Source organism: Candidatus Puniceispirillum marinum IMCC1322 (genome assembly GCF_000024465.1).
GTDB classification, from domain to species: Bacteria; Pseudomonadota; Alphaproteobacteria; order Puniceispirillales; family Puniceispirillaceae; genus Puniceispirillum; species Puniceispirillum marinum.
This window is the reverse complement of record NC_014010.1, coordinates 1,213,584-1,234,734: the sequence shown is the minus strand read 5'-3', so window position 1 is coordinate 1,234,734 and position 21,151 is coordinate 1,213,584. Positions and strand designations below refer to the sequence as shown.

The following is a 21,151-nucleotide window of genomic DNA, read 5'->3' as shown; positions in this document are numbered from 1 at the left end:
TGGTATCCTATTTTAACTGGACATTTGTCCTTTACCCATAAGAGTGCACCAAAGATATGAATATTATAAAAAGCACGAAAGAGGCATTGCTGGTTCCGATTCATCCGGCTGGCTGGCCCTTTATTTTTCTGTTTGTGCTGGCAAGTGGCATTATCACTTATTTCTGGACGTTATTTGTCTTGCCGGGGTGCCTGCTTTCACTCTGGTGCGTCTATTTCTTCCGAAATCCGCGCCGTGTGACACCGATTACGGATAATCTGGTTATATCTCCGGCTGATGGCCGTGTTCTATCTACAGGTATTGAAAATGTGCCTGCTGACTTGGCACTTCCTGCGGGTGAGTGGCGGCGTGTTTCAATTTTCATGAATGTATTTGATGTGCATGTGAACCGCGCGCCGGTAGCAGGTAAGGTTATTGAAACAGCCTATCATGAAGGGGCGTTTTTGAATGCTAGTCTTGATAAGGCATCCGAACAGAATGAACGCCAGAATATGGTTATGGAAACCGAAAGCGGACAACAGATTGGCGTTGTGCAAATTGCTGGACTGGTGGCGCGCCGAATCATTCTGGAAGCCGCTGTGGGCGATCACCTGAATGTGGGACAGCAATATGGAATCATTCGCTTTGGTAGCCGTGTCGATGTGTGGCTTCCCTCCTCAACGCCAGTGACTGTTCTGGCAGGCCAACGCACCATAGCTGGTGAAACCGTTATTGCCGATCTGGCTGGACATTATAATGAGCCTGATGCGGGGACAGTTAGGTGAGTGCTGCCAATACAGGCCCGCATAAGCGTCGCTTTCGGTCAGTATCGATCTATTGGCTGCTTCCGAACATGCTCACGATTGGTGGTTTTGTATCGGGGTTAACAGCTCTTCGTTTTGCTTTGGATGGCCGTTGGGCTGGCGTAATTGTGCTTATCGCCTTGGCCGCTGTTTTTGATGCCCTCGATGGACGCGCAGCGCGTAAATTTCAGACATCTAGCGCATTTGGTGCGGCTCTTGATAGCCTGTCAGATCTTGTTGTCTTTGGTGTGGTGCCTGCTTTGTCGCTATATTTATGGGCGTTGCAAGATTATGGCAATCTGGCATGGGGCGCGACCTTATTTTATGCGATCTCGATTGCGTTACGGTTGGCGCGCTTTGACTCGGAATTACCTAACCCGCCGATATATGCAAAGAATTATTTCACAGGCATTCCTGCTCCGGCGGCGGCATTCCTTGTCTTGGTTCCGATTTGTCTTGATCTCGAATTAAATCTGCCTTGGGTACGTGACGCGGTCTATGTATCTGGCTGGCTGATCCTCATTGGTGTAGGTGCTGTTACCGCGCTCCCTACCTTTGCCGGTAAACGTGTTAAACTTCCCGTTGGAAGTGTCTTGCCGATTCTAGCTGTAGTTGGGTTACTAGGCGCCGGCATTGTAACACAGCCCTGGATTACGTATCTGGGATTGGCGCTTGTTTATATTATCAGCATGCCAATAGCCGCAGTAAAATTTCAGCAAGATCGGCGTGCTTATGAAGCAAACGGCGAATCTGATGATGAGGATGCGCTTGAGGATGACGCATAATAGCCGATCTAATTGGGGGTGGATAACGGTGTTGTAAACGCCTATAGTATCAATAACCTGCTAGAAAATGAGACGCATATGTCAACTACATTGATGGAAAAATGCCTGGCGAAGGGAATACGCATGACAAGCCAACGCCAAATTATTGTTGGCGTTATTGAAGAGTCCGAAGATCATCCCGATGTCGATCAACTCTATCGTCGTGCTGTGCAAGACGACGACACGATTTCGATTGCTACCGTTTATAGAACCGTCAAATTACTTGAAGAAGCTGGTGTCATTGACCGTATTGAATTTGGCGATGGCCGCGCACGCTATGAAGAATCAGGCGAACATCATGAGCATCTGGTTGATGTGGAAACAGGTGATGTAATTGAATTTTACCATGCTGAATTAGAAGCGCTCAAAGAACAGGTTGCCCGTGAAATGGGTTACGAGCTAGTTGACCACCGACTTGAACTTTTTGGTCGGAAGTTGAAGTCCTAGGTGGGGTTGTTTTCACAGTTTTTCTGGTCTGGATTCACGGCCACTGACCTAGATAAGCCTGAGCCGTCTGTGCAATGGTAAATCTGACGCATAATCACAAGAATGTACTCAGACTGACTTGTGCGCAGGCACTCTCAATGACAACCATGAATGTGAATATGATCAATACAGCATTGGTCGGTAGCATATTGGCGCCTGTTGCATGGCTGTCAACTTTGCCATTATCTTTGATGTTTGTAATGTCGATGTTGTCAACATTGCCGGTTTCTTTGCTGATGTCACGATATGGCCGACGCCCGCTATTTATGTTGGGCGTTTGTGTGGCGGTTCTATCGACCTTATCGCAAGCCGTGGCTATTGTTTTGCATCACTATATATTCTTCTGCGTGGCATCGATGGGGCTTGGATTTTCATTGGCTTGTGCGGGGTTCTATCGTTATGCCGCTGCGGATAGTGCCGCGCCTGAAGATAAACCACGAGCCATATCATGGGTGCTGACTGGGGGGTTGGTTGCGGCTTTTTTAGGGCCTGAAATTGCCCGCAATACAGTCGATTTGGTGCCTGACGCACTATATGCAGGTTGTTTCTTTACCGCCTCGCTTGTTCAGCTTGTGTCCCTTCTTTTCATTTTTGGTGTTAAGATTCCCAAGCCTGAACAACGGTTATATGCAGGGCGCCCAATTAGTATCTTTTTGCGGATGCCGATATTTCTGATTGGCATGTTCTGTGCGGCACTTGGTTATGCCCTGATGAGCTATCTGATGACAGCAACGCCATTACAGGTGGTCAATGTAAGCCAGCTTGGCACGTCGGCTAATGCGTCGATTATTCAATGGCATGTTGTAGCGATGTTTGCGCCCTCATTTTTTACCGGCAACCTCATTGCCCGTTATGGTGTCAGCCGAATTCTGGGATCTGGTGTTTTGGCCTATGTTGCTGTGATCATACTGGCTCTGATGGGAGATGATTTCTGGCATTATTTTGGGGCCTTATTTTTACTGGGTATAGGCTGGAATTTCTTATATATCGGTGGCAGTTCTTTGGTGGCACAGGTTGCCAATCCGGAAGAGCGTGGGCGTGTCCAGGGTGTTGCTGACCTCACAATGACAATTCTTGTTGCTTCAGCCTCGCTTATCGCTGGTGTGGTGCATAGTCAATTGGGCTGGGAAGTGATGGTTCTGGCCGCATCTTTGCCAGTTTTCTTGCTTATGTGTTCAGTTGTATGGCTGGTTAGCCATAGATATCAAAACACACAGGCGTAGCACCAAATTTAACTATCACGATTATTCTTGATGATCTGACGGCCCCCTGTTGAAATATAAATGGATTAGGCAAAACAGTGAGGCTGTACCTATAGATTTTGGACAAAAAAAAGTCGTGAGCAAGCTCACGACCAAGTTTAGGGAGGAAATGCACAAACAATCGTTGTGCACCGCAGATATGGTGGAGTTAAACGTACTAGTCAACCCCTCCATATGGAATTTCATCTATTTTCTCTTATTTTAATTATCAATGTGATTTTTTGTCCTATTTACTTATATTTTAAGCAAATTTTTACATGATATTATTTTGAACGACGTCGATATGCGCTTAAATGCCGACAGATTCGTAATCCGGCAGAGCTGGTAAAATAGACATCATTGATTCGGCACTCATACCACTGTTTCGCAAGGCTGCAACGGCCTGTGCCTTATCTCGTTTGGCAAGTCGTTTATCGCTGGAATCTGTGACAAGCGGGTGATGCAGATAGTTGGGTGTTGGTATGTCCAGCAGGGCTTGCAGAAGGCGGTGCAGATGCGTTGACGATTGTAGGTCAACGCCGCGCGTAACCAAGCTCACATTATCAAGCATATCATCGATGACAACGGCCAAGTGATATGAACTGCCCAAGTCCTTGCGGGCGATTATGACATCACCAAATATTTCGGGCGTCGCTTGCTTTGGGCCAGCATCGGCAGAAAGCGCATATTCCCGCCAGATTAGCGGCGAATGGATGCCTGTATGCGCATTTGCGTATTTTATCGCGGCATCCATGCGTAATCGCCAGGCGGCCTGCTGGCCATCAGTAGCTCGGCGTTTCTGTTCGCTGTCCGTGATCAGTCTGTCGGTGTTGATTGGCATGATAGGGTTGGTGATGTCTGCTGTGCCATGTGGTGCCTGCGTCATGCTGGCAAGTTCACGACGCGTCAGATAACAGGGATATAACAGATTCATGTCGCGTAATTGGGATATGGCTTTGGCATAATGCGTGTGCCTGTCAGACTGAAATGACACTGTGCCACGCCAGCCCAACCCAGCCCAGCGAAGATCATCATAAATGGCATCGACAAAGTCAGGGCGGCATCGTGTAGTGTCAAGATCGTCGATCCGTAGATGAAAATGGCCGCCATGCGCTTTGGCTATATCATGGGCAACCTTAGCCGCATATATATGACCAAGATGTAGGGCGCCAGTCGGGCTTGGTGCAAATCGGGTAATCATATGCATCAATCCTTGCAGTAGAGGGTACTTGTTGGCTTGTTCTTGGCGTTAATATATAGATAGATCATTGTATCTAATATAGGAGTATAGCATGGCAGATCGCCGCTTTGGAGAGCTATCAGGGCCTTTTGTCGATCCCGCACGCGGGGGTAAACCGTCAAGCTTGATCGTCATGCTTCATGGCTGGGGTGCAGATGGCAATGACCTTGCTGATCTTGCCTATCCATTTTCGTTACGGTTTCCGGGGGCGGCCTTCTTTGTGCCGCATGCACCCGAACTTTGTAGTATGAACCCTGCGGGACGCCAATGGTTTGACATTGAAGATAGAGTCACGGGTCCGGTTGTTGCGGCGCCAGTGATCGAGGCGGCCATTACAGCGGCGGCAAACGAGTTGGAGCTTGAATTTAATGCCATTGCGCTGACCGGTTTTTCACAAGGTGGGATGATGAGCCTGCATTGTGGGCTTCGAATGGAAGCAAAACCGAGAGCTATAGTCAGTTTTTCTGGGGCGCTTCTGGTATATGATGATCTGATGGCTTTGACCGAAGATGATCGGCAAAGCTTGCCTCCAATACAGCTTATTCATGGCACACAGGATCTGGTTGTGCCGTTCGAAATGATGGATGTTTCGGCAGATATACTGAAAGATATTGGCGTGGCAGTTACACGTGTGCCCCGCGAAGGTCTTGGCCATGGAATTGACGCCGATGCTTTGACAGCGGCGATAGATTTTCTCGCTTTGCATCTACCTGCTTAGTTGCGTTTTGTGACATAATCACAATATTTAGATATCTTTGCGGTTATAGCTTCTACATATGGTATCACGGGGTTGTCATATCCGCATGGACGTGTTCTCATAATCACCAACTACTGTTTTGATATCTGGTAATATTGAGGATGAGATTATGAATGCAGGCAGTTTCGCACCAGCTTTGGTTCTGAATGCAGATTTTCGACCTTTAAACTATTTTCCGCTTTCCCTGTGGTCATGGCAGGATGCAGTAAAAGCGGTCTGCCTAGAGCGCGTGACTATAATATCCGAATATGATCAGCAGATCAGTTCGCCCAGCATGCAAATAAACCTGCCTTCGGTGATTGCCTTAAAAGAGTATGTGCCGCAGATGCGTAATCCAGCTTTTACCCGCTTTAACGTATTCCTGCGTGACCGGTTTAGCTGTCAATATTGTGGAACAGGCTTGCCCGCTTCAGAGCTTACATTTGATCATGTGATTCCGCGATCAAAAGGCGGGCGGACAACATGGGCAAATGTGGTGGCTGCATGCAGTCCGTGCAATCTGCGTAAAGCAAATAAATTACCCAAGCAATGCAATATGTATCCATTATCAGCGCCAACAGCACCGAATGTCTGGCAGCTACAGGAAAATGGGCGCGGGTTTCCGCCTAACTATCTGCATGAGTCATGGCGTGACTATCTATATTGGGATAGCGAATTACAGCAGGATGAGAGCTAGATTTTTTCGGCGACCTTGATGGCGGTACGACATCCGCGCTGAATAACGGCACGTAGCATGTCGTAATGTTTAGCATTTTCACCGTCATGATCGATGGCAATATCACGATGCTCGAGTTCGTCATCACGAAATTTTTCAACAATCTTTTTCAAGCTTGCTTCATCTTCACCCAGATTCTCGGCCTGCTTCTGATAATGCTCGCCGATAACCTCCTCAACAGCGATGGTGCATGCCATGGCAGCTTTAGGTCCCATAGCCGCGGTAGCGACACCAAGTGCAAAGCCAGCCGCACCCCACAAAGGGTCAAGCAATGATGGCCGGACTTGGCGTTCGTTCAAGAGTGTTTCAAAGGCTTCAAGATGTTCGACTTCCTGTTCCATCATATGCTGGATCTCGGGCCCCATCGCGTGATTTTTCATGATCGCCAGCTGGCCTTTATAAATTTGCTGAGCCGCGCGCTCGCCAGCATGGTCAACTCGAAGATAACGGTCAATATCTGATCGGCTTGTATGTGTTTTTGTCATGTTTTAACGGGTTCCTGGATTCTGGTTTTTGATATTGTCTCGCCCAAGCATGGCGAGCAGTGCGATCAAGAACATATCTAAACTAAAGATCGCATTCCATCCTGCCATTGAAATACCCAAAAATGACCATGCTACTTCGTCGCACCTGACAACGGGTGTCGCCAGTAGCTGATCAACCAGATCGGTCACTGCCATATTGCTTTGCAAAGCGGCCGTGCATCCACTTGGCCCTTGCCACAGCTGCCATTCGACACCAGCATGGAACCCGCCTAACCCAACGCTAATGGCGGCGGTGATGGCAATAAGCCCCATCATCGCGCTAGGGGCAAAGCCACGCAAACCAAACAATGACATTAGAATGACGATAGCATGTGGCCACCGTTGCCAGATACACATATTGCAAGGCCTCAACCCACCCAGATATTCAAAAGCAAATGCACCTGCCAGCAAACAGGTCGCTATGGCACAGGTAAAACCAAGCCCACGATTGATTGTCATCCATGCACTTAATATCATTATTCTGGTCTTTAATGCGTTAACCATATTCCACCAACAATCAGTCCAATAAGAAGCGAGAGAAGGCCAATAACAGTCTTAGGGTCACCATGATGGCGGGCAATAGCCGCAACAATGATGAATCGTAAACCCCGTCCGACAAGTGATACAAGTAGGAAAGGTAAAAGCCCAAATCCCAATAGGCCTGCACTCACGGCGATCACTTTATAGGGAAGGGGGGAAAAAGCGCCAATAAAAACAAGAATTAGTCCCCAGCTGGCAAACCCCGCTTCGACCGCGGCAAAAGCGGTTGGCGCAGCCAGCTTTTCGGGAAACATCGCCAGAATATCGTGTATCCCAAGGCCAAGAATGGCACCTAATGCCCATCCACCGCCGCCGCCGATCACCGATGCCAATGTACATGCCAAGGCCATGCGTAGCCACTTCATCGGTTTGGCCAGAACCACCGCTACCAAAAGCGGATCGACAGGTATAGGGATGATGATTGATTCCAGAACAGCAAACGCCAGCATAAAGCGTGTGGCAAAAGGGGTGCCTGCGGTCTTCAATCCACGGTCATAGGCAGCCTTTGCCCATGCTATTGATGATGAAAATATAGATGTGGATATCATTAAAAATGCCTTTGTCGAGGTGGTACGGCTGAAGGGACTTGAACCCCCACCCTGTCACCAGGAGCGGATTTTGAATCCGCCGCGTCTACCATTCCGCCACAGCCGCACAATCCCGACATCGCTTTCCTAGCGAATATGATCCGGCGAAGCAAGCTTATGTTCAACTTTGGCTGCAAGTTTTTCCATTGTGGGGTCCGATATGCCAAGCTCATGAAGCCCATGAAGCGTGTTAAACAGGTAATCATGGCATGGGCCAAGAAAGCCTTCGGCATTGGCAATGACATGCGCTGTTTCATCAAAGGTCATGCGGGGGGCAAAAACCGGACGATCAGGATCGACGACAAAGCCGATGCCATGTTTGATGCCATCTTCCGTATGCAATTTTAACCATCTTGGGCGATAAGCTAGCGTAATCATTTCGCGCTTCCACAATAGATCAAGCTCAGCAATGGCAATGTCGCACGGTAATTTGAAAGCTACCCCCGGACATGATCCACCTCTATCTAGCGCCAGAACCAGTCCCGGAAAATCGGGGGATCCCCGGCCAATCTGCGTCCATAAGCAAAAGCGGCGATGATGCCCATAGACACGGGCAAAAAGACGCTTGGAATGTTCCATGACTGGGTTGAAAATAAGGCTGCCATACCCGAAAACCCAGATATCATCGCAATCATAATTATCGGGAATAAATTGCTGGCGTGACTTTATCAGATCGTCATCACTAACAACGATCGTCTTGTCACCGTCACGTTCGGCTGCCATGCGTGCAACGGCGCCATCGGCCAGCGATGCACGGGTAATCTTATGTGATTTTTCCTGATTAGGCGGAATCTTCGTCACGGTTTATATCTCGGTCATCATAGATATGTCTTACAACACGTTGTGGGAACGGAATTTCGATATCATATTCAGTGAGCGCATCTTTGAGCCGCCGATGTAAATCCCAGTTAAGATCGAAAAAATCATCATATGTTGCGTAAGTGCGCAAACGCACAATGATCGCGCTATCTCCATAGGACACAACGATGAAACGCGGAGGAGGGTCTTGCAAAACCCGTGGATCCTTTGCCAGTTCCATCATCGCGGTTTCGGCATCATCAAGCGAACTTTCATAGCTGATTCCGATATCAAGATCGAGGCGGCGCGTGCCATAACGGGCATGATTGATGATATTTGATGACCAGATGGCTGAATTAGGAACACTGTTATAAACATTATCGAACGTATCGATTACCGTTGTGAACAGCCCTATCTCGCGCACTGTGCCCGATACGCCAGCAACTTCAATCCAGTCACCTGTTTTGAACGGCCGCAGAAACAACAGCATTAAACCAGAGGCGACGTTAGACAAAGTGCCTTGCAAGGCCAGGCCAATCGCCAGGCCAGCCGCACCAAGAACCGCGATAATGGATGTTGTTTCAACGCCAAATTTACCCAGTGACACAACCAATGTAAGGGTCAGTCCCGTATAACGAACCAGCGCCCCCAGCAAAGGCACAATGGTTTTATCGAGCTTATCAAAACGCGATAGGTAGGTGCGTGTCATGCGTCCGGCTTTACCTGAGAGCCAGATGCCAATAATCAGCGTCAAAATACCAGCTGTTAACTGAACCGAATAGGCTACAGCGACTGAAATTGCCTGCTCATTTAAAAATGAAGCAATACCAAGTGACGCGCTTATACTATCAATCGAAATATCTGTCATATTTGAAATGTCTGCCATGTTCTGCACTATTTCAAAATGAAAAGCACAATATATCCATATCTGCTGAACAGGTTACAGAATTATGATACATGTGCAAACCCCGTTACCATGCGATATTGTTCGTTATTTTCCGGATAATATCTGAATAATATGTTGGATTGGCCTGACAGGGCAAAAACTTGCTAAAACCGTTGAAATTTCGGTGCGTTAAGCGATATAGTGCCGCCCTATGAAACAAGATGATTCCACTTTTGTAAATGTTATCGACTGGGCTGTTGGCGACCCGGCATTGCGTGACATGCGCCTGAGTGCCGCTATTGGCAATTTTGATGGTGTGCATCGTGGCCACCAGAAAGTGATTCAGGCCGCCTGTATCCATGCAGCCACGCATGACTTAACGCCAGCTGTGATCACTTTTGATCCGCATCCGCGTGAGTTTTTCCGTCAGGATGATATCCCGTTTCATCTGGCTGACCGTCATGAAAAGGATCGTTTGCTGGGGCAACTCGCTGTCGATCAAATCATCCATGTGACTTTTGATGACGCGCTTCGCCGTACCGACGCTAAAGTCTTTGTTACCGATATTCTGCCGGCTTTGGGCGTTGTCCAGCTGTTTGCCGGAAGTGATTTTGCCTTTGGTCATGGGCGTGGCGGCGACATTGATACGATCAATGAGATTGGCCGTATGGCGCATATTTCGGCTACTACCGTGCCACTTCTTGTTGATGATAATTCGATCATTATTTCATCAAGCCGGATACGTGCGGCTTTACAGGCAGGTGCCCCTGAACATGCGGCGGCCATGCTCGGACATGACTGGGCTATCTCGGGGATTGTGCAGACAGGCGACAAACGTGGACGCACAATCGGTTTCCCGACAGCTAATATTTCGCTTGGCAATCTGCTTCATCCGGCGTTTGGTGTTTATGCCGTTCAGGTTTTTGAAGATAACGGAACATCAGACGGACAATTTATCGCAAATGGTGTTGCCAATATTGGCATTCGACCTACTTTCGAGACGCGTGACGTGTTATGCGAAACGCATTTATTTGACTATGATGGCGACATTTATGGGCGCCGGCTGTCAGTCCGGTTGAAATCCTTTTTGCGTGCCGAGCGTAAATTCTCCGGTCTTGAAGAATTGAAAGTACAAATTGCCAAAGACGCTGCCGATGCACGGCAAATCTTACCAGCCACCCAAAAGATCGCCTAATGTATTCCAGGCATTGCCTGATTATCCAAATTCAAAGCCTCGAAGTGAAAGCTATATCGAATGACTGAGCAAAAGATAAATTATAAAGATACAGTATTTTTACCACGTACTGAATTTCCGATGCGTGCCGGATTACCAAAACGTGAACCGGCTATTCTGGAAAGCTGGCAGAAAATAGACCTGTATAATAAATTGCGCGCAGCTCGTCAGGGTGCTGAAAAATTTGTTCTGCATGATGGCCCGCCATATGCAAATGGCCAGCTTCATATTGGCCATGCGCTGAACAAGATTTTGAAAGATGTTGTCAATCGTTCACAATCGATGCTTGGCAAGGATGCCAATTACGTTCCGGGTTGGGATTGTCATGGCCTGCCAATCGAATGGAAGATTGAAGAGCAATATCGCAAAAAAGGCAAAGATAAGGATGAAGTGCCCGTTGCCGAGTTCCGTCAGGAATGTCGTGACTTTGCCGCGCATTGGCTTGGCGTTCAGTCTGAAGAGTTTCAGCGCCTTGGTGTGCTTGGTGACTGGGATAACCCCTATACGACGATGGCCTATGAATCTGAAGCAACGATCGCGGCTGAACTGGGCAAAATCTTGATGGATGGAAGCCTCTATCGGGGGACCAAGCCGGTCATGTGGTCGCCAGTTGAAAAAACGGCACTTGCCGAAGCCGAAATCGAATATGAGGATCATACATCGGTTACAATTCATGCACGGTTTCCAGTTAAAACAGCATCAACGCCTGCCATCGAAGGTGCCAGTATCATCATCTGGACAACGACACCATGGACAATGCCGGGTAACCGCGCCCTCGCCTATGGAAATGATATCAGATATCTGGTGATTAAACTGACCGAGCTGGCCGCGGGATCGATTGCCAAGACGGACGATCTTGTCTGTGTTGCGGCGGATCTTCTGGATAATTTTGTTGCTGAAGTTGGGGTGACAGCACATGACATTATAGCCGAAATTGACGGTGCCAGCCTTGCTGGTACCATTTGTGCCCATCCGCTTGCTGATGATGGCTATGATCATGACGTGCCGATGTTTGCTGGTGAGTTTGTCACTACCGAGCAAGGCACGGGTTTTGTCCATACGGCGCCTGGGCATGGTGTTGAAGATTATGAATTAGCGCATCTTGAGCATGGTATTCCGGTACCTGATACGGTTGCCGAAGATGGCAAAATCATGCCACATCTGCCGCTATTTGCAGGTATGCATGTGCTTCGTGATAATCAGAAAATTGCCGATATGATGGCTGAACGAGGTGGTGTCATTGCGATTGGCAAGCAAACCCATTCCTATCCTCATTCATGGCGGTCAAAGGCACCTTTGGTGTATCGGAATACGGCGCAATGGTTTGTGTCGATGGAATCGCATGGGTTACGCGCAACAGCGCTTGATGCCTTGTCTAAGACCGCCTTTTATCCGCCAGCTGGCCAGAACCGGTTAACCGCGATGATTGCCCAGCGCCCTGACTGGTGCCTTAGTCGCCAGCGCGCATGGGGTGTGCCACTGACAATCTATGTGAATAAAACCACTGGCGAACCCTTACGTGATCAAAAGGTGCATGACCGGATTGTCGAGGCCATGCGTGATGAAGGGGCAGATTGCTGGTTCTCCTCGCCTGATGAGCGTTTTTTAGGTCAAGATTATGCGGTTGAAGATTACGAAAAAGTAACAGACATTCTGGATGTCTGGTTTGATTCTGGATCGACGCATGCCTTTGTGCTGGAAAACCGTGACGATCTGGAAAGTCCGGCAGATCTATATCTCGAAGGGTCGGATCAGCATCGCGGCTGGTTTCATTCATCATTGCTTCAATCATGCAGTACGCGTGGCAAGGCACCCTATAAAGGCGTACTGACGCATGGCTTTGTGCTGGATGAGCAAGGCCGTAAAATGTCCAAATCGCTGGGCAATGTCATAACACCGCAAAAAATAATGGAACAGAATGGTGCTGATATTCTGCGTCTTTGGGTGGTCAGCTCTGATTATTATAACGACCTGCGAATCGGTAATGAAATCATCCAGCGCATGACTGACAATTATCGCCGGTTCCGTAACACCTTGCGCTATCTGCTTGGCGCGCTTGATGGGTTTGACGATGCCGAACGTGTTGATTATGCCGATATGCCAGACCTTGAACGCTGGGTTCTGAACCGCCTTGCCGAAATTGATGCCAACATCCGCAAAATGACGGAAAATTACGATTTTCACGGCATTTTCACCGAGCTTCATACGCTCTGTAACAGCGATTTATCGGCGTTCTATTTTGAAATTCGAAAAGACCGGCTCTATTGCGATGATCCAGATTCGATCGCGCGCCGCGCCTGCCGTACGGTTATGGCCGAGATTTTTGACCGGCTTACGGCGTGGCTGGCACCTATCCTGTGTTTCACGGCTGAAGAAGCCTGGCAGTCGCGGGTTGGCGATCCGGAAAATTCGGTACATCTGCGTAGCTATGATGCAGTGCCTGCCGAATGGCGCAATGCGGACGTTGCAACCCGCTGGTCAGCTATCCGCAAAACACGTCAGGTGGTCATGAGTGCGCTTGAAGCGGCGCGAAATGATGGCGAAATAGGCTCGTCGCTTCAGGCGGCACCGATTGTTCATATATCTACTGATAACGCAGCCATTTTTGCCGATATGGATTCTGCGGCATTATTTATTACCTCGGATGCCAAAGTAACTGACGCGCCAGCACCGGCTGGGGCGTTTCGTATGGAGGGGATTGACGATGTGGCTGTTGTCTTTGCCAAGGCAGATGGTGGCAAATGTGCGCGGTGTTGGAAAATCTTGCCTGATGTAACGACAGACGGTGGTATCTGTGGTCGCTGTAGCGATGTGGTGTCTTGATCCTTATGTGTAACCCAGCCTGGTGTAAAGCGAAGCCGAGGTTAGAATGCTAGCATTGATTCATGCACGACTTATGACGCGCCAGGCAATGACGATTTTGACTATTGCCTTTGTCATTATTGTGGCCGATCAATGGTCAAAGCAATTCATGCTTGATTGGATTTTTTTCCCGCCTGTCCGGATTGTTATTTTGCCATTTCTGAATATGGTGCCAGTATGGAACAGTGGCATGAGCTTTGGATTGCTGGCTGATGGCGGCATGATTGTACGCTTTGGTCTGGCGGTGCTTGCGTTGCTGGTGGCCATCTGGTTTTTATGGTCAGCAACGTCACTGACGCGGATCCAGAGATATGCTGGCGGTGCCATAGTTGGCGGCGCGATAGGAAATGCAATTGACAGGTTGCGTTTTGGGCAAGTTGTTGATTTTATAGATCTGCATGTGGCTGGTTGGCATTGGCCCGCTTTTAATGTGGCAGATATTACAATTTCGATAGGCGCGGTTTTGTGGATAGTCAGCCTATTTTTTGAACAGGAGAACAAAGAGACATGACTTTTATGTTAGGTCGAGCGAGCCACTTTTTCGGACTTATGATTGCCGCCTCGATGTTATTGGGTGTTGCCGGATGTTCGGATGTCCGCCGTGCTATTGGCACGGAAAAATCAACCCCAGATGAATTTCAGGTTGTTGTTCGTCCGCCTTTGTCTTTACCGCCCGGATTTGCTGATCGCCCGAAAGATATTAAAGAACAGGAAGAAAATAATCTGGCTGGTTTGAGTGCCACCCAAGCCGCCGCTTCGATATTTGGTGCGCCGGATCAGCAAACGACTGGTTATGAAGCCATATTTGATTTTGCGTCGATTATACCTGATATTCGCACCAAAATTGATGAAGAAACTTATGGCATCCAGCTGGAAAAGCGGTTGCCAATCCAGACCTTGTTCGGCGGTGTGCCTGATATTGGGCCCGTGCTTGACAAAATGGCTGAAGATTCACGCCTGCGCGAAACCATGCGCAATAACCAATTGCCAACTGATGGCGAAACGATGGGCATTGATCCGCTAAGTGACACGCCTGTTCTGATCAAGTAGCGAGGTGATGATGACCCGTATCAGGCAATTGCCGGATCGGCTCGTTAATCAGATAGCTGCGGGTGAAGTTGTCGAACGACCAGCAAGTGCGCTCAAAGAGCTGGTTGAAAATGCGCTTGATGCGGGTGCTGGCAAAATCAGTATCACACTCAAGCGCGGCGGCATTGACGAAATCATCGTCACGGATGATGGTTCAGGCATGTCGCTTGACGATATAAAACTCGCTGTCCAGCGCCATGCGACATCAAAACTGCCAGATGACAATCTGGTGCATATCAAAGCACTAGGCTTCAGGGGTGAAGCCTTGCCGTCAATTGGTGCTGTATCGCGTCTATCCCTTACGTCAATTATGGCCGATATGGATCATGCCTGGCGCCTTGTAGTTGATGCTGGTCATGTGCATGACCCCGAACCGGCAGCCCTGAAACAGGGCAGCATGATTGCAGTCAACCAGCTTTTCAAAGCTGTCCCTGCGCGTCTGAAATTTCTCAAAACGGAACGAACCGAACAAGGCCAATGCGTTGACATGGTCAAGCGTTTGGCGATGGCATGGCCAACAGTTGCTTTTGACCTTAGTAATGATGGTCGAAGCTTGATAAGGCTTGATGCGTGTTTGCCGGGCGCCGCTGGATTAAAACGACGCCTGTCAGCGATCATGGGACAGTCATTTGCAGATGAAGCGGCTGAAATGGATGCGGTACGAGACCGAATTACCCTGACCGGGCTGGTTGGCCTGCCAACAATGAATCGTCCGACAACCGGACATGTCTTTTTGTTTGTGAATGGCCGTCCGATCAATGACCGCTCACTTCTTGGTGCGGTGCGGGCTGGCTATGGCGATACCTTGCCGCGTGGTCGCCACCCAATGTGCGCATTATTTATTAGCCTCCCACCTGAAGATGTTGATGTGAATGTGCATCCGGCCAAGGCCGAAGTTCGTTTCAAGGACGCGGCGGCGGTGCGTGGCCTGCTTGTTGGCGGTATCAGGGCACGGCTCGAAGATGCCGGCATACAGGCAACATCCGAAGGCGGACAACAGGCATTGGCGCGGCTGTCATCATCATCATCGTCGTCGTCGTCGTCGTCGTCATTTTCTGGGTTTACCGCGGGTGGTAGCGGGGCGCGCGGCATCAGTCATGTTGCTTCAGGGCCGCGTGCGCATTATCAGCCTGCTCCACCAGCATCAGCGCATATGTGGCAATCGCCTGTCGAAGCGCCGCCAGCCGCACGCCAGATAGACATAAATGAAGCAGATGAATCGGCCCGCCATAATTTACTTGGCGCAGCCAAAGCCCAGTTGCACAAAACCTATATCGTAGCTGAAACTGAAGATGGCATTGCCATTATCGACCAGCATGCAGCACATGAACGGCTGGTGATGGAACGGATGAAAGCGGCCATGGCCGAAACCGGTGTGCCATCGCAGGCGTTGTTACTGCCTGAAGTCATCAATATGCAAGAGCATCATTGCGAAGCCGTCCTAGATGCTGCCGACATGTTGGGGAAAATGGGGCTAACAGTTGAAAATTTCGGTGTTGGCGCGGTGGTGGTTCGTGATGTGCCAGCCATGCTTGGCAATCCGAATGTTGTTCAGCTGGTTCAGGATATTGCTGAAGAATTGATCGAACTGGGCGATAGTACCAGCCTTGAGGATCGAATAAATCATGTGCTGGCTACGGTATCCTGTCACGGTTCGGTACGCGCAGGGCGTATTTTGAATGGTGACGAGATGAATGCGCTTTTGCGCGAAATGGAAGTCACGCCACGTTCGGGGCAATGCAATCATGGCCGCCCAACATGGGTAAGCCTTAGCTTGACCGAAATTGAAACCCTATTTGGCCGCAAATAAGTTAACCGACTTTGGTTAGGAAATGAAGCGCGGCCTTTCCATAGGTGCGGCTTTCATGGCATGTAAGTTGGTGCGTCTGCATCACATCCGCGTCGAGTGTTTCAGCTTTTGCCGTTTCAACGACGATCAAGGCATCTGTTGCCACCGCCCCGACAGTCATCATATGTACGACTGCCAGCAAACCGTCACCAGTGCCATAGGGGGCATCGGCCAAAACCAAGCTGGCTTTATCGCCACGAATTCCTGTTAATGACAAGGCGTTTCCGGCAATAACCATACAGCTGTTTTGTTGTTTCAGGCGGGCGATGTTGGCACGTAATACAGACAGGGCATTATGGTCTTTTTCGACAAAGCAGGCAGTGCGCGCGCCACGTGACAAAGCTTCAAGCCCCAAAGCACCAGTACCAGAAAAAAGATCAAGCACATGGGCATCTTTCAGCTGTTCACCATAGTTACCACCAGCCAAAATATTGAACAGATTCTCACGCACACGATCGGCAGTGGGGCGGGTTTTATCGCCGCCCAGATTGGCCAGTTTTGTGCCGCGATGACGGCCCCCGATTATGCGCATCCTTGCCTCGTTTATCGTCTTGTTGTGATGAACTCGTTTTCCCTTTATAGCGTCCGCCACCTGATCGTTTCATGCTTGGTTTTGCGCGCAGACGCGGTTTGGCGGTCGCATGACCATCATCTTCAGGATCGGTCAAGCCAAGTTGATCTGATAAAACACGGGCTCGTATTTGCTCGACATCGCCGTCACTCATATCACCTAGCTGAAACGGTCCATAGGATACCCGGATAAGGCGGCTAACCTTATGACCAAGATGTTCCATGATACGGCGTACTTCGCGGTTTTTGCCTTCGCGGATGGCAACAGTTAACCACGCATTGCTTTGCATCTGCCGGTCAAGATTTGCGACAATACGTCCATAGCGCACACCGTCAATGGTGATGCCTTTTTCAAGCGGTGCCAGTGCAGCTTCATTCACATGGCCTTGAACCCGCACCCGGTATTTGCGACTCCAGCCGGTTGCTGGTAGCTCAAGATGACGCGCAAGATCACCATCATTGGTCAATAACAGCAATCCTTCAGAATCAATGTCCAGCCGGCCAACGGTCATCACGCGTGGCAGTGAGGCTGGCAGATGATCAAAAATCGTTTCACGGTCTTTTTCGTCGCGGTCGCTGACTACCAGTCCACGTGGTTTATAATAGCGCCATAATTTAGCTGGTTCACGATGTGGCAATGCCTGTCCATCAACATTGATCCGGTCAGTGTCAGATACATTCAACACGGGGCTGGTGATGACCTTGCCATTTACTTTGACACGGCCTTCATTGATACGCGCCTCGGCTTCGCGGCGCGAGCAGACCCCCGCCCGGGCAATGCGCTTGGCAATGCGTTCGCTGTCGCTTTTTTTATCAAGCGTAAATGTTTCGTTACTAGCCATATCGATGACATAATCTTAAAAACGAGGCTTGGAAACAATTATCTTCTGTGTCAGGACTGTTTGATGATGAAAAAAAGCCTAATGGATGATTTGCTGGCGGCGGCGCATGATGCGGCCAAGGCCGGTGATGTGCCTGTTGCGGCAGCCATTGTTGCGCCTGATGGAACTGTGGTTGCGCTTGAGTCAAACCGTATGGTGCGTGACGGCAATGCCCTGCATCATGCTGAAATTCTGGCGATCAATGCGGCCCTGGCCAAAACCGGTGGATCGCGGCTTGATGGCTATGATCTATGGGTCACACTGGAACCTTGCGCGATGTGTGCAGGCGCGATTGCGCATGCGCGATTAAGGCGGGTCTATTTTGCCGCCTATGACGCAAAGGCTGGGGCGGTTGAATCAGGCATCCGCTATTTCGACCATCCAAGTTGCAACCATCGTCCAGAAGTCTATGGCGGCCTGTCCGAACAGGCGGCCAGTATCATGCTATCCGACTTTTTTGCTGCGAAACGCTAGCTATCAGCGGCAATATCGCTGCGATAAAATCCTTCTGGCCAGTCTATTTTGGCAACGGCCTCATAGGCCTTTTGGCGGGCTATTGCGGCATTATCACCCATGCCGGTTACAGCCAGTACGCGGCCACCTGTGGCAATAAGCTGGCCATGCTCATCGCGGGCGGTTCCCGCATGAAAGATTATACAATCTGGGTCGTCACTTTCACTATTATTGATAGCGCTGCCTTTGTCATAAGCCCCCGGATAGCCCTTAGTTGCCATGACCACCGTCACGGCATTGGCGTCGTCCCAGCGCATATCAAAATGGCCAAGCCCGCCATCGGTCGCCGCCAGCATGGCGGTGATGATATCGGTTTTAAGGCGTGGCAGAATAACCTGTGCTTCGGGATCGCCAAAGCGGCAGTTGAATTCGATCACTTGCGGACCTGTTGCCGTCAGCATCAAACCGACATAAAGAACACCCTGATAGGGAATGCCTTCATCTGCCATACCACGTGCAAGCGGGCGAACAACCTGATCCATCACCTGTTCAATCAGCGCGTCATCAAGCCGCGGTGATGGTGATATTGCCCCCATGCCACCGGTGTTCGGGCCTTTATCGCCGTCATAGGCGCGCTTATGATCTTGGGCGCTGGCCATATAAAGGGCATCGCCACCATCAAGCAATGCAAAAAGCGAGGCTTCGGGGCCGGTTATCCGTTCTTCGATCAGAATGGTTTTGCTGGCATCGCCAAACTGGCCGCCTAGCATGGCATCGACGGCGGCCTTTGCCTCATCGGCTGTATCGGCGACAACAACGCCTTTTCCAGCCGCAAGCCCATCGGCCTTGACCACGCAAAATCCGTTCATAGCATCAATATGCCGATATGCAGAGTCTTTATCCTGCGCAGCAAAAAAGGCCGGTTGCGGAATGTTATGACGCGTGCAGAAATCACGCGCAAATTCTTTTGACCCTTCGAGTTGCGCCGCCGCCGCCGATGGACCAAAGGCACGAATACCGGCATCTTGCAGACGGTCAGCCAGTCCGGCCACAAGCGGAGCTTCAGGGCCGATAACAACCAGATCAACGGCTTCGTTTACGGCGTAATCGAACAAGGCGTCATAATCGTCTGCTTTGATCTGAATAAGTGTGCCAAGCCCTTCCATGCCAGGATTGCCAGGTGCGATACGTAAATCGGTGACGAGTGGTGAGTCGGCAATTGATCGGGCAAGCGCATGTTCGCGTCCACCACCACCGATCAGTAGAATTTTCATCTTGCTTTGTTTCCTTTGGAGTTGCGGACGCGCCAATATGCCATAGAATGGGCATTATATGGAAGAGACCCCGATGACCGAATCTAACGATATTTACACCAGCCAGAATAATGCCGCCTCTGCAGGCGATAACGCACCCTATATGACGATTGGTGAATTATCCAAACGCGTCAAGGCTACGGTTGAAGGGGCATTTGACTATGTGCGGGTGCGGGCGGAAATTTCACGACCGACGCGGGCACCATCTGGCCATATCTATTTTACCTTGAAAGATGACCGATCTACCTTGGCGGCGGTATGCTGGAAAACGGTAGCTGGAAATTTGCAGGTTCAGCCTGAAGAGGGGCTCGAGGTTATCTGTTCGGGCAAGTTGACCACCTATCCCGGTCAATCCAAATATCAGATTGTTGTCAATCAGATGGAAATAGCTGGCGAAGGTGCGATGTTGAAAATGCTCGAGGAACGCCGCCGTATGCTGGCGGCCGAAGGGCTTTTCGATGCAGACCGCAAGCGACCAATTCCCGAGATGCCAACGACTATTGGCGTGATTACCAGCCCAACAGGTGCGGTTATCCGGGATATTCTTCATCGCCTCAACGCACGTTTCGGCGTGCATGTTCTGGTCTGGGGCACGCTTGTTCAGGGCAAAAACGCAGCAGGGCAGGTCGCCGCGGCCATTCGTGGATTTGATGCGATGCCAGCCAATGGAGCGATCCCGCGCCCTGATATATTGATCGTTGCGCGTGGTGGTGGCGCGCTGGAAGATTTATGGGCATTCAATGAAGAAGAAGTTGTCCGCGCGGTTGCCGATTGTTCCTTGCCGGTGATTTCGGCAATCGGGCATGAAACCGATACAACATTGATTGATTTTGTCGCTGATTTGCGCGCCCCAACGCCAACCGCAGCAGCCGAACTGGCGGTGCCTGTACATGCTGACCTTGCGGCTTATATAAGTGAGACCGAAGCCCGATTGAAACGAGGTATCAGCCAGCGGCTGGAAACAGCGAACCAGCTTGTGCGCATGGCTGCCCGTGGGTTGCTTGATCCAGCTGAGATGATTGCCCGTCGTGGGCAGATGCTTGATTATGCGCTAGCTGGTCTTAACACCGCGCTGGAACGGGCGCTAGCCGCCCGACGGCTTGATTTATCCGGCCTGGCTGGACGATTACGCCCACCAGAGACAAGACTTGCCGAAATGAGTGGGCATTTCACCCGGTTATCAGACCGTCTTGCCAATAGGTTTGGGCAGATGATCGAGCGACATGAACAAGCTGTTAATTCTGCCGGAAAACTGCTGGATGCGCATTCATTTGAACGTGTTCTGGATCGCGGGTTTGCGCTGGTCATCGATGCCGAAGGCACGCCGCTAAAACGTGCTATTGACGCGCCGCAAGGCGCCGAAGTTACCTTACGTTTTGCCGATGCTAGCCGTCAGGCATTGCTTGACCCGGACGGTGTTGACCATGTGGTGCATAAGCCGGCTAAACCGGCAAAAAAAGCTACCGCCAAACCTTCCGCTACAAAAGATACCAAACAGGACAGCTTGTTCTAGGCATCCC

At 50.1% G+C, this 21,151-nt stretch carries 22 protein-coding genes and 1 tRNA gene; 13 read left to right on the top strand and 10 right to left on the bottom strand.

Going from position 1 to position 21,151, the window contains the following annotated elements; genetic code table 11:
- Positions 1-56: 56 nt before the first annotated feature.
- From SAR116_RS05900 to SAR116_RS05885, 4 genes are all read left to right on the top strand, one after another.
- On the top strand, positions 57-764 hold the full coding sequence (locus SAR116_RS05900; RefSeq protein ID WP_013046029.1) for a phosphatidylserine decarboxylase: 708 nt from the start codon (positions 57-59) through the stop codon (positions 762-764).
- The gene (locus SAR116_RS05895) at positions 761-1,567 is read left to right on the top strand and encodes a CDP-alcohol phosphatidyltransferase family protein (protein ID WP_013046028.1); all 807 of its coding nucleotides are present in this window, start codon (positions 761-763) and stop codon (positions 1,565-1,567) included. The genes SAR116_RS05900 and SAR116_RS05895 overlap by 4 nt, the downstream gene beginning before the upstream one ends.
- A 123-nt stretch (positions 1,568-1,690) precedes the next feature.
- Positions 1,691-2,053, top strand: a complete 363-nt coding sequence (locus tag SAR116_RS05890) for a Fur family transcriptional regulator (protein WP_013046027.1) — start codon at positions 1,691-1,693, stop codon at positions 2,051-2,053.
- A gap of 137 nt (positions 2,054-2,190) precedes the next feature.
- Entirely contained in the window at positions 2,191-3,315 is a 1,125-nt protein-coding gene (locus SAR116_RS05885; protein WP_238531179.1) for an MFS transporter, read from the top strand.
- 328 nt (positions 3,316-3,643) lie between these two features.
- Here SAR116_RS05885 and gluQRS read toward each other — a convergent pair whose 3' ends face one another.
- Positions 3,644-4,534 carry a tRNA glutamyl-Q(34) synthetase GluQRS gene (gene gluQRS, locus SAR116_RS05880; RefSeq protein ID WP_013046025.1) on the bottom strand — a complete coding sequence of 297 codons (891 nt, stop codon included), beginning with the start codon at positions 4,532-4,534 and terminating at the stop codon, positions 3,644-3,646.
- A 91-nt stretch (positions 4,535-4,625) separates the two neighbouring features.
- Between gluQRS and SAR116_RS05875 the strand changes: the two genes are divergently transcribed.
- Together SAR116_RS05875 and SAR116_RS05870 are read left to right on the top strand one after the other, a co-directional pair.
- Entirely contained in the window at positions 4,626-5,291 is a 666-nt protein-coding gene (locus SAR116_RS05875) for an alpha/beta hydrolase (RefSeq protein WP_013046024.1), read from the top strand.
- A gap of 148 nt (positions 5,292-5,439) precedes the next feature.
- Positions 5,440-6,006 (top strand): HNH endonuclease, encoded by a 567-nt coding sequence (locus SAR116_RS05870; protein ID WP_013046023.1) that lies wholly within the window; start codon positions 5,440-5,442, stop codon positions 6,004-6,006.
- Here the strand turns inward: SAR116_RS05870 and SAR116_RS05865 are convergent.
- The 6 genes from SAR116_RS05865 to SAR116_RS05840 form a co-directional block, all read right to left on the bottom strand.
- Positions 6,003-6,530, bottom strand: coding sequence for a demethoxyubiquinone hydroxylase family protein (locus SAR116_RS05865; RefSeq protein ID WP_013046022.1), 528 nt, complete (start codon positions 6,528-6,530; stop codon positions 6,003-6,005). The genes SAR116_RS05870 and SAR116_RS05865 overlap by 4 nt on opposite strands.
- Before the next feature lie 3 nt (positions 6,531-6,533).
- Complete coding sequence (locus tag SAR116_RS05860) at positions 6,534-7,028, bottom strand: disulfide bond formation protein B (RefSeq protein ID WP_049757491.1); 495 nt, start codon at positions 7,026-7,028, stop codon at positions 6,534-6,536.
- Between the two features lie 29 nt (positions 7,029-7,057).
- Positions 7,058-7,657: a YqaA family protein gene (locus SAR116_RS05855; protein ID WP_013046020.1), complete on the bottom strand. Its 600-nt coding sequence runs from the start codon at positions 7,655-7,657 to the stop codon at positions 7,058-7,060.
- 20 nt (positions 7,658-7,677) lie between these two features.
- Positions 7,678-7,763, bottom strand: a tRNA-Leu gene (locus SAR116_RS05850).
- A 20-nt stretch (positions 7,764-7,783) separates the two neighbouring features.
- Complete coding sequence (locus SAR116_RS05845) at positions 7,784-8,497, bottom strand: gamma-glutamylcyclotransferase (RefSeq protein WP_013046019.1); 714 nt, start codon at positions 8,495-8,497, stop codon at positions 7,784-7,786.
- Positions 8,478-9,380, bottom strand: coding sequence for a mechanosensitive ion channel family protein (locus tag SAR116_RS05840; protein WP_013046018.1), 903 nt, complete (start codon positions 9,378-9,380; stop codon positions 8,478-8,480). The genes SAR116_RS05845 and SAR116_RS05840 overlap by 20 nt, the downstream gene beginning before the upstream one ends.
- Positions 9,381-9,591: 211 nt before the next feature.
- Here SAR116_RS05840 and ribF point away from each other — a divergent pair, with 211 nt between their 5' ends.
- From ribF to mutL, 5 genes are read left to right on the top strand one after another with little or no spacing between them, the layout of a single operon-like run.
- A complete protein-coding gene (ribF, locus tag SAR116_RS05835; protein ID WP_013046017.1) occupies positions 9,592-10,575 on the top strand; it encodes a riboflavin biosynthesis protein RibF in 984 nt (327 codons plus the stop codon).
- Between the two features lie 60 nt (positions 10,576-10,635).
- Positions 10,636-13,437, top strand: coding sequence for an isoleucine--tRNA ligase (gene ileS, locus SAR116_RS05830; protein ID WP_013046016.1), 2,802 nt, complete (start codon positions 10,636-10,638; stop codon positions 13,435-13,437).
- A 46-nt stretch (positions 13,438-13,483) separates the two neighbouring features.
- On the top strand, positions 13,484-13,987 hold the full coding sequence (lspA, locus tag SAR116_RS05825; RefSeq protein ID WP_013046015.1) for a signal peptidase II: 504 nt from the start codon (positions 13,484-13,486) through the stop codon (positions 13,985-13,987).
- A complete protein-coding gene (locus SAR116_RS13235) occupies positions 13,984-14,526 on the top strand; it encodes a DUF3035 domain-containing protein (protein ID WP_013046014.1) in 543 nt (180 codons plus the stop codon). Before lspA ends, SAR116_RS13235 begins: the two co-directional genes overlap by 4 nt.
- A 7-nt stretch (positions 14,527-14,533) precedes the next feature.
- The gene (gene mutL, locus SAR116_RS05815) at positions 14,534-16,375 is read left to right on the top strand and encodes a DNA mismatch repair endonuclease MutL (protein WP_013046013.1); all 1,842 of its coding nucleotides are present in this window, start codon (positions 14,534-14,536) and stop codon (positions 16,373-16,375) included.
- A 1-nt stretch (position 16,376) separates the two neighbouring features.
- Here mutL and rsmD read toward each other — a convergent pair whose 3' ends face one another.
- Together rsmD and SAR116_RS05805 are read right to left on the bottom strand one after the other, a co-directional pair.
- Positions 16,377-16,946, bottom strand: a complete 570-nt coding sequence (gene rsmD / locus SAR116_RS05810; protein WP_013046012.1) for a 16S rRNA (guanine(966)-N(2))-methyltransferase RsmD — start codon at positions 16,944-16,946, stop codon at positions 16,377-16,379.
- Positions 16,888-17,826, bottom strand: coding sequence for a pseudouridine synthase (locus tag SAR116_RS05805; RefSeq protein WP_013046011.1), 939 nt, complete (start codon positions 17,824-17,826; stop codon positions 16,888-16,890). Before SAR116_RS05805 ends, rsmD begins: the two co-directional genes overlap by 59 nt.
- A 63-nt stretch (positions 17,827-17,889) precedes the next feature.
- Between SAR116_RS05805 and SAR116_RS05800 the strand changes: the two genes are divergently transcribed.
- Positions 17,890-18,339, top strand: coding sequence for a nucleoside deaminase (locus SAR116_RS05800; RefSeq protein WP_013046010.1), 450 nt, complete (start codon positions 17,890-17,892; stop codon positions 18,337-18,339).
- On the opposite strand, the gene purD is transcribed toward SAR116_RS05800, so the two are convergent.
- A complete protein-coding gene (purD, locus tag SAR116_RS05795; RefSeq protein WP_013046009.1) occupies positions 18,336-19,592 on the bottom strand; it encodes a phosphoribosylamine--glycine ligase in 1,257 nt (418 codons plus the stop codon). The genes SAR116_RS05800 and purD overlap by 4 nt on opposite strands.
- A gap of 73 nt (positions 19,593-19,665) precedes the next feature.
- Here purD and xseA point away from each other — a divergent pair, with 73 nt between their 5' ends.
- Entirely contained in the window at positions 19,666-21,144 is a 1,479-nt protein-coding gene (gene xseA, locus SAR116_RS05790; RefSeq protein WP_148212260.1) for an exodeoxyribonuclease VII large subunit, read from the top strand.
- Positions 21,145-21,151: the final 7 nt, after the last annotated feature.

Excerpts from the sequence above, each read along its gene's own strand:
- SAR116_RS05900 (WP_013046029.1), top strand. The coding sequence starts at position 57 with ATGAATATTATAAAAAGCACGAAAGAGGCATTGCTGGTTCCGATTCAT.
- SAR116_RS05890 (WP_013046027.1), top strand. The coding sequence starts at position 1,691 with ATGACAAGCCAACGCCAAATTATTGTTGGCGTTATTGAAGAGTCCGAA.
- SAR116_RS05885 (WP_238531179.1), top strand. The coding sequence starts at position 2,191 with ATGACAACCATGAATGTGAATATGATCAATACAGCATTGGTCGGTAGC.
- gluQRS (WP_013046025.1), bottom strand. The coding sequence starts at position 4,534 with ATGATTACCCGATTTGCACCAAGCCCGACTGGCGCCCTACATCTTGGT.
- SAR116_RS05875 (WP_013046024.1), top strand. The coding sequence starts at position 4,626 with ATGGCAGATCGCCGCTTTGGAGAGCTATCAGGGCCTTTTGTCGATCCC.
- SAR116_RS05870 (WP_013046023.1), top strand. The coding sequence starts at position 5,440 with ATGAATGCAGGCAGTTTCGCACCAGCTTTGGTTCTGAATGCAGATTTT.
- SAR116_RS05865 (WP_013046022.1), bottom strand. The coding sequence starts at position 6,530 with ATGACAAAAACACATACAAGCCGATCAGATATTGACCGTTATCTTCGA.
- SAR116_RS05860 (WP_049757491.1), bottom strand. The coding sequence starts at position 7,028 with ATGACAATCAATCGTGGGCTTGGTTTTACCTGTGCCATAGCGACCTGT.
- SAR116_RS05855 (WP_013046020.1), bottom strand. The coding sequence starts at position 7,657 with ATGATATCCACATCTATATTTTCATCATCAATAGCATGGGCAAAGGCT.
- SAR116_RS05840 (WP_013046018.1), bottom strand. The coding sequence starts at position 9,380 with ATGGCAGACATTTCAAATATGACAGATATTTCGATTGATAGTATAAGC.
- ribF (WP_013046017.1), top strand. The coding sequence starts at position 9,592 with ATGAAACAAGATGATTCCACTTTTGTAAATGTTATCGACTGGGCTGTT.
- ileS (WP_013046016.1), top strand. The coding sequence starts at position 10,636 with ATGACTGAGCAAAAGATAAATTATAAAGATACAGTATTTTTACCACGT.
- lspA (WP_013046015.1), top strand. The coding sequence starts at position 13,484 with ATGCTAGCATTGATTCATGCACGACTTATGACGCGCCAGGCAATGACG.
- SAR116_RS13235 (WP_013046014.1), top strand. The coding sequence starts at position 13,984 with ATGACTTTTATGTTAGGTCGAGCGAGCCACTTTTTCGGACTTATGATT.
- mutL (WP_013046013.1), top strand. The coding sequence starts at position 14,534 with ATGATGACCCGTATCAGGCAATTGCCGGATCGGCTCGTTAATCAGATA.
- rsmD (WP_013046012.1), bottom strand. The coding sequence starts at position 16,946 with ATGCGCATAATCGGGGGCCGTCATCGCGGCACAAAACTGGCCAATCTG.
- SAR116_RS05805 (WP_013046011.1), bottom strand. The coding sequence starts at position 17,826 with ATGGCTAGTAACGAAACATTTACGCTTGATAAAAAAAGCGACAGCGAA.
- SAR116_RS05800 (WP_013046010.1), top strand. The coding sequence starts at position 17,890 with ATGATGAAAAAAAGCCTAATGGATGATTTGCTGGCGGCGGCGCATGAT.
- purD (WP_013046009.1), bottom strand. The coding sequence starts at position 19,592 with ATGAAAATTCTACTGATCGGTGGTGGTGGACGCGAACATGCGCTTGCC.
- xseA (WP_148212260.1), top strand. The coding sequence starts at position 19,666 with ATGACCGAATCTAACGATATTTACACCAGCCAGAATAATGCCGCCTCT.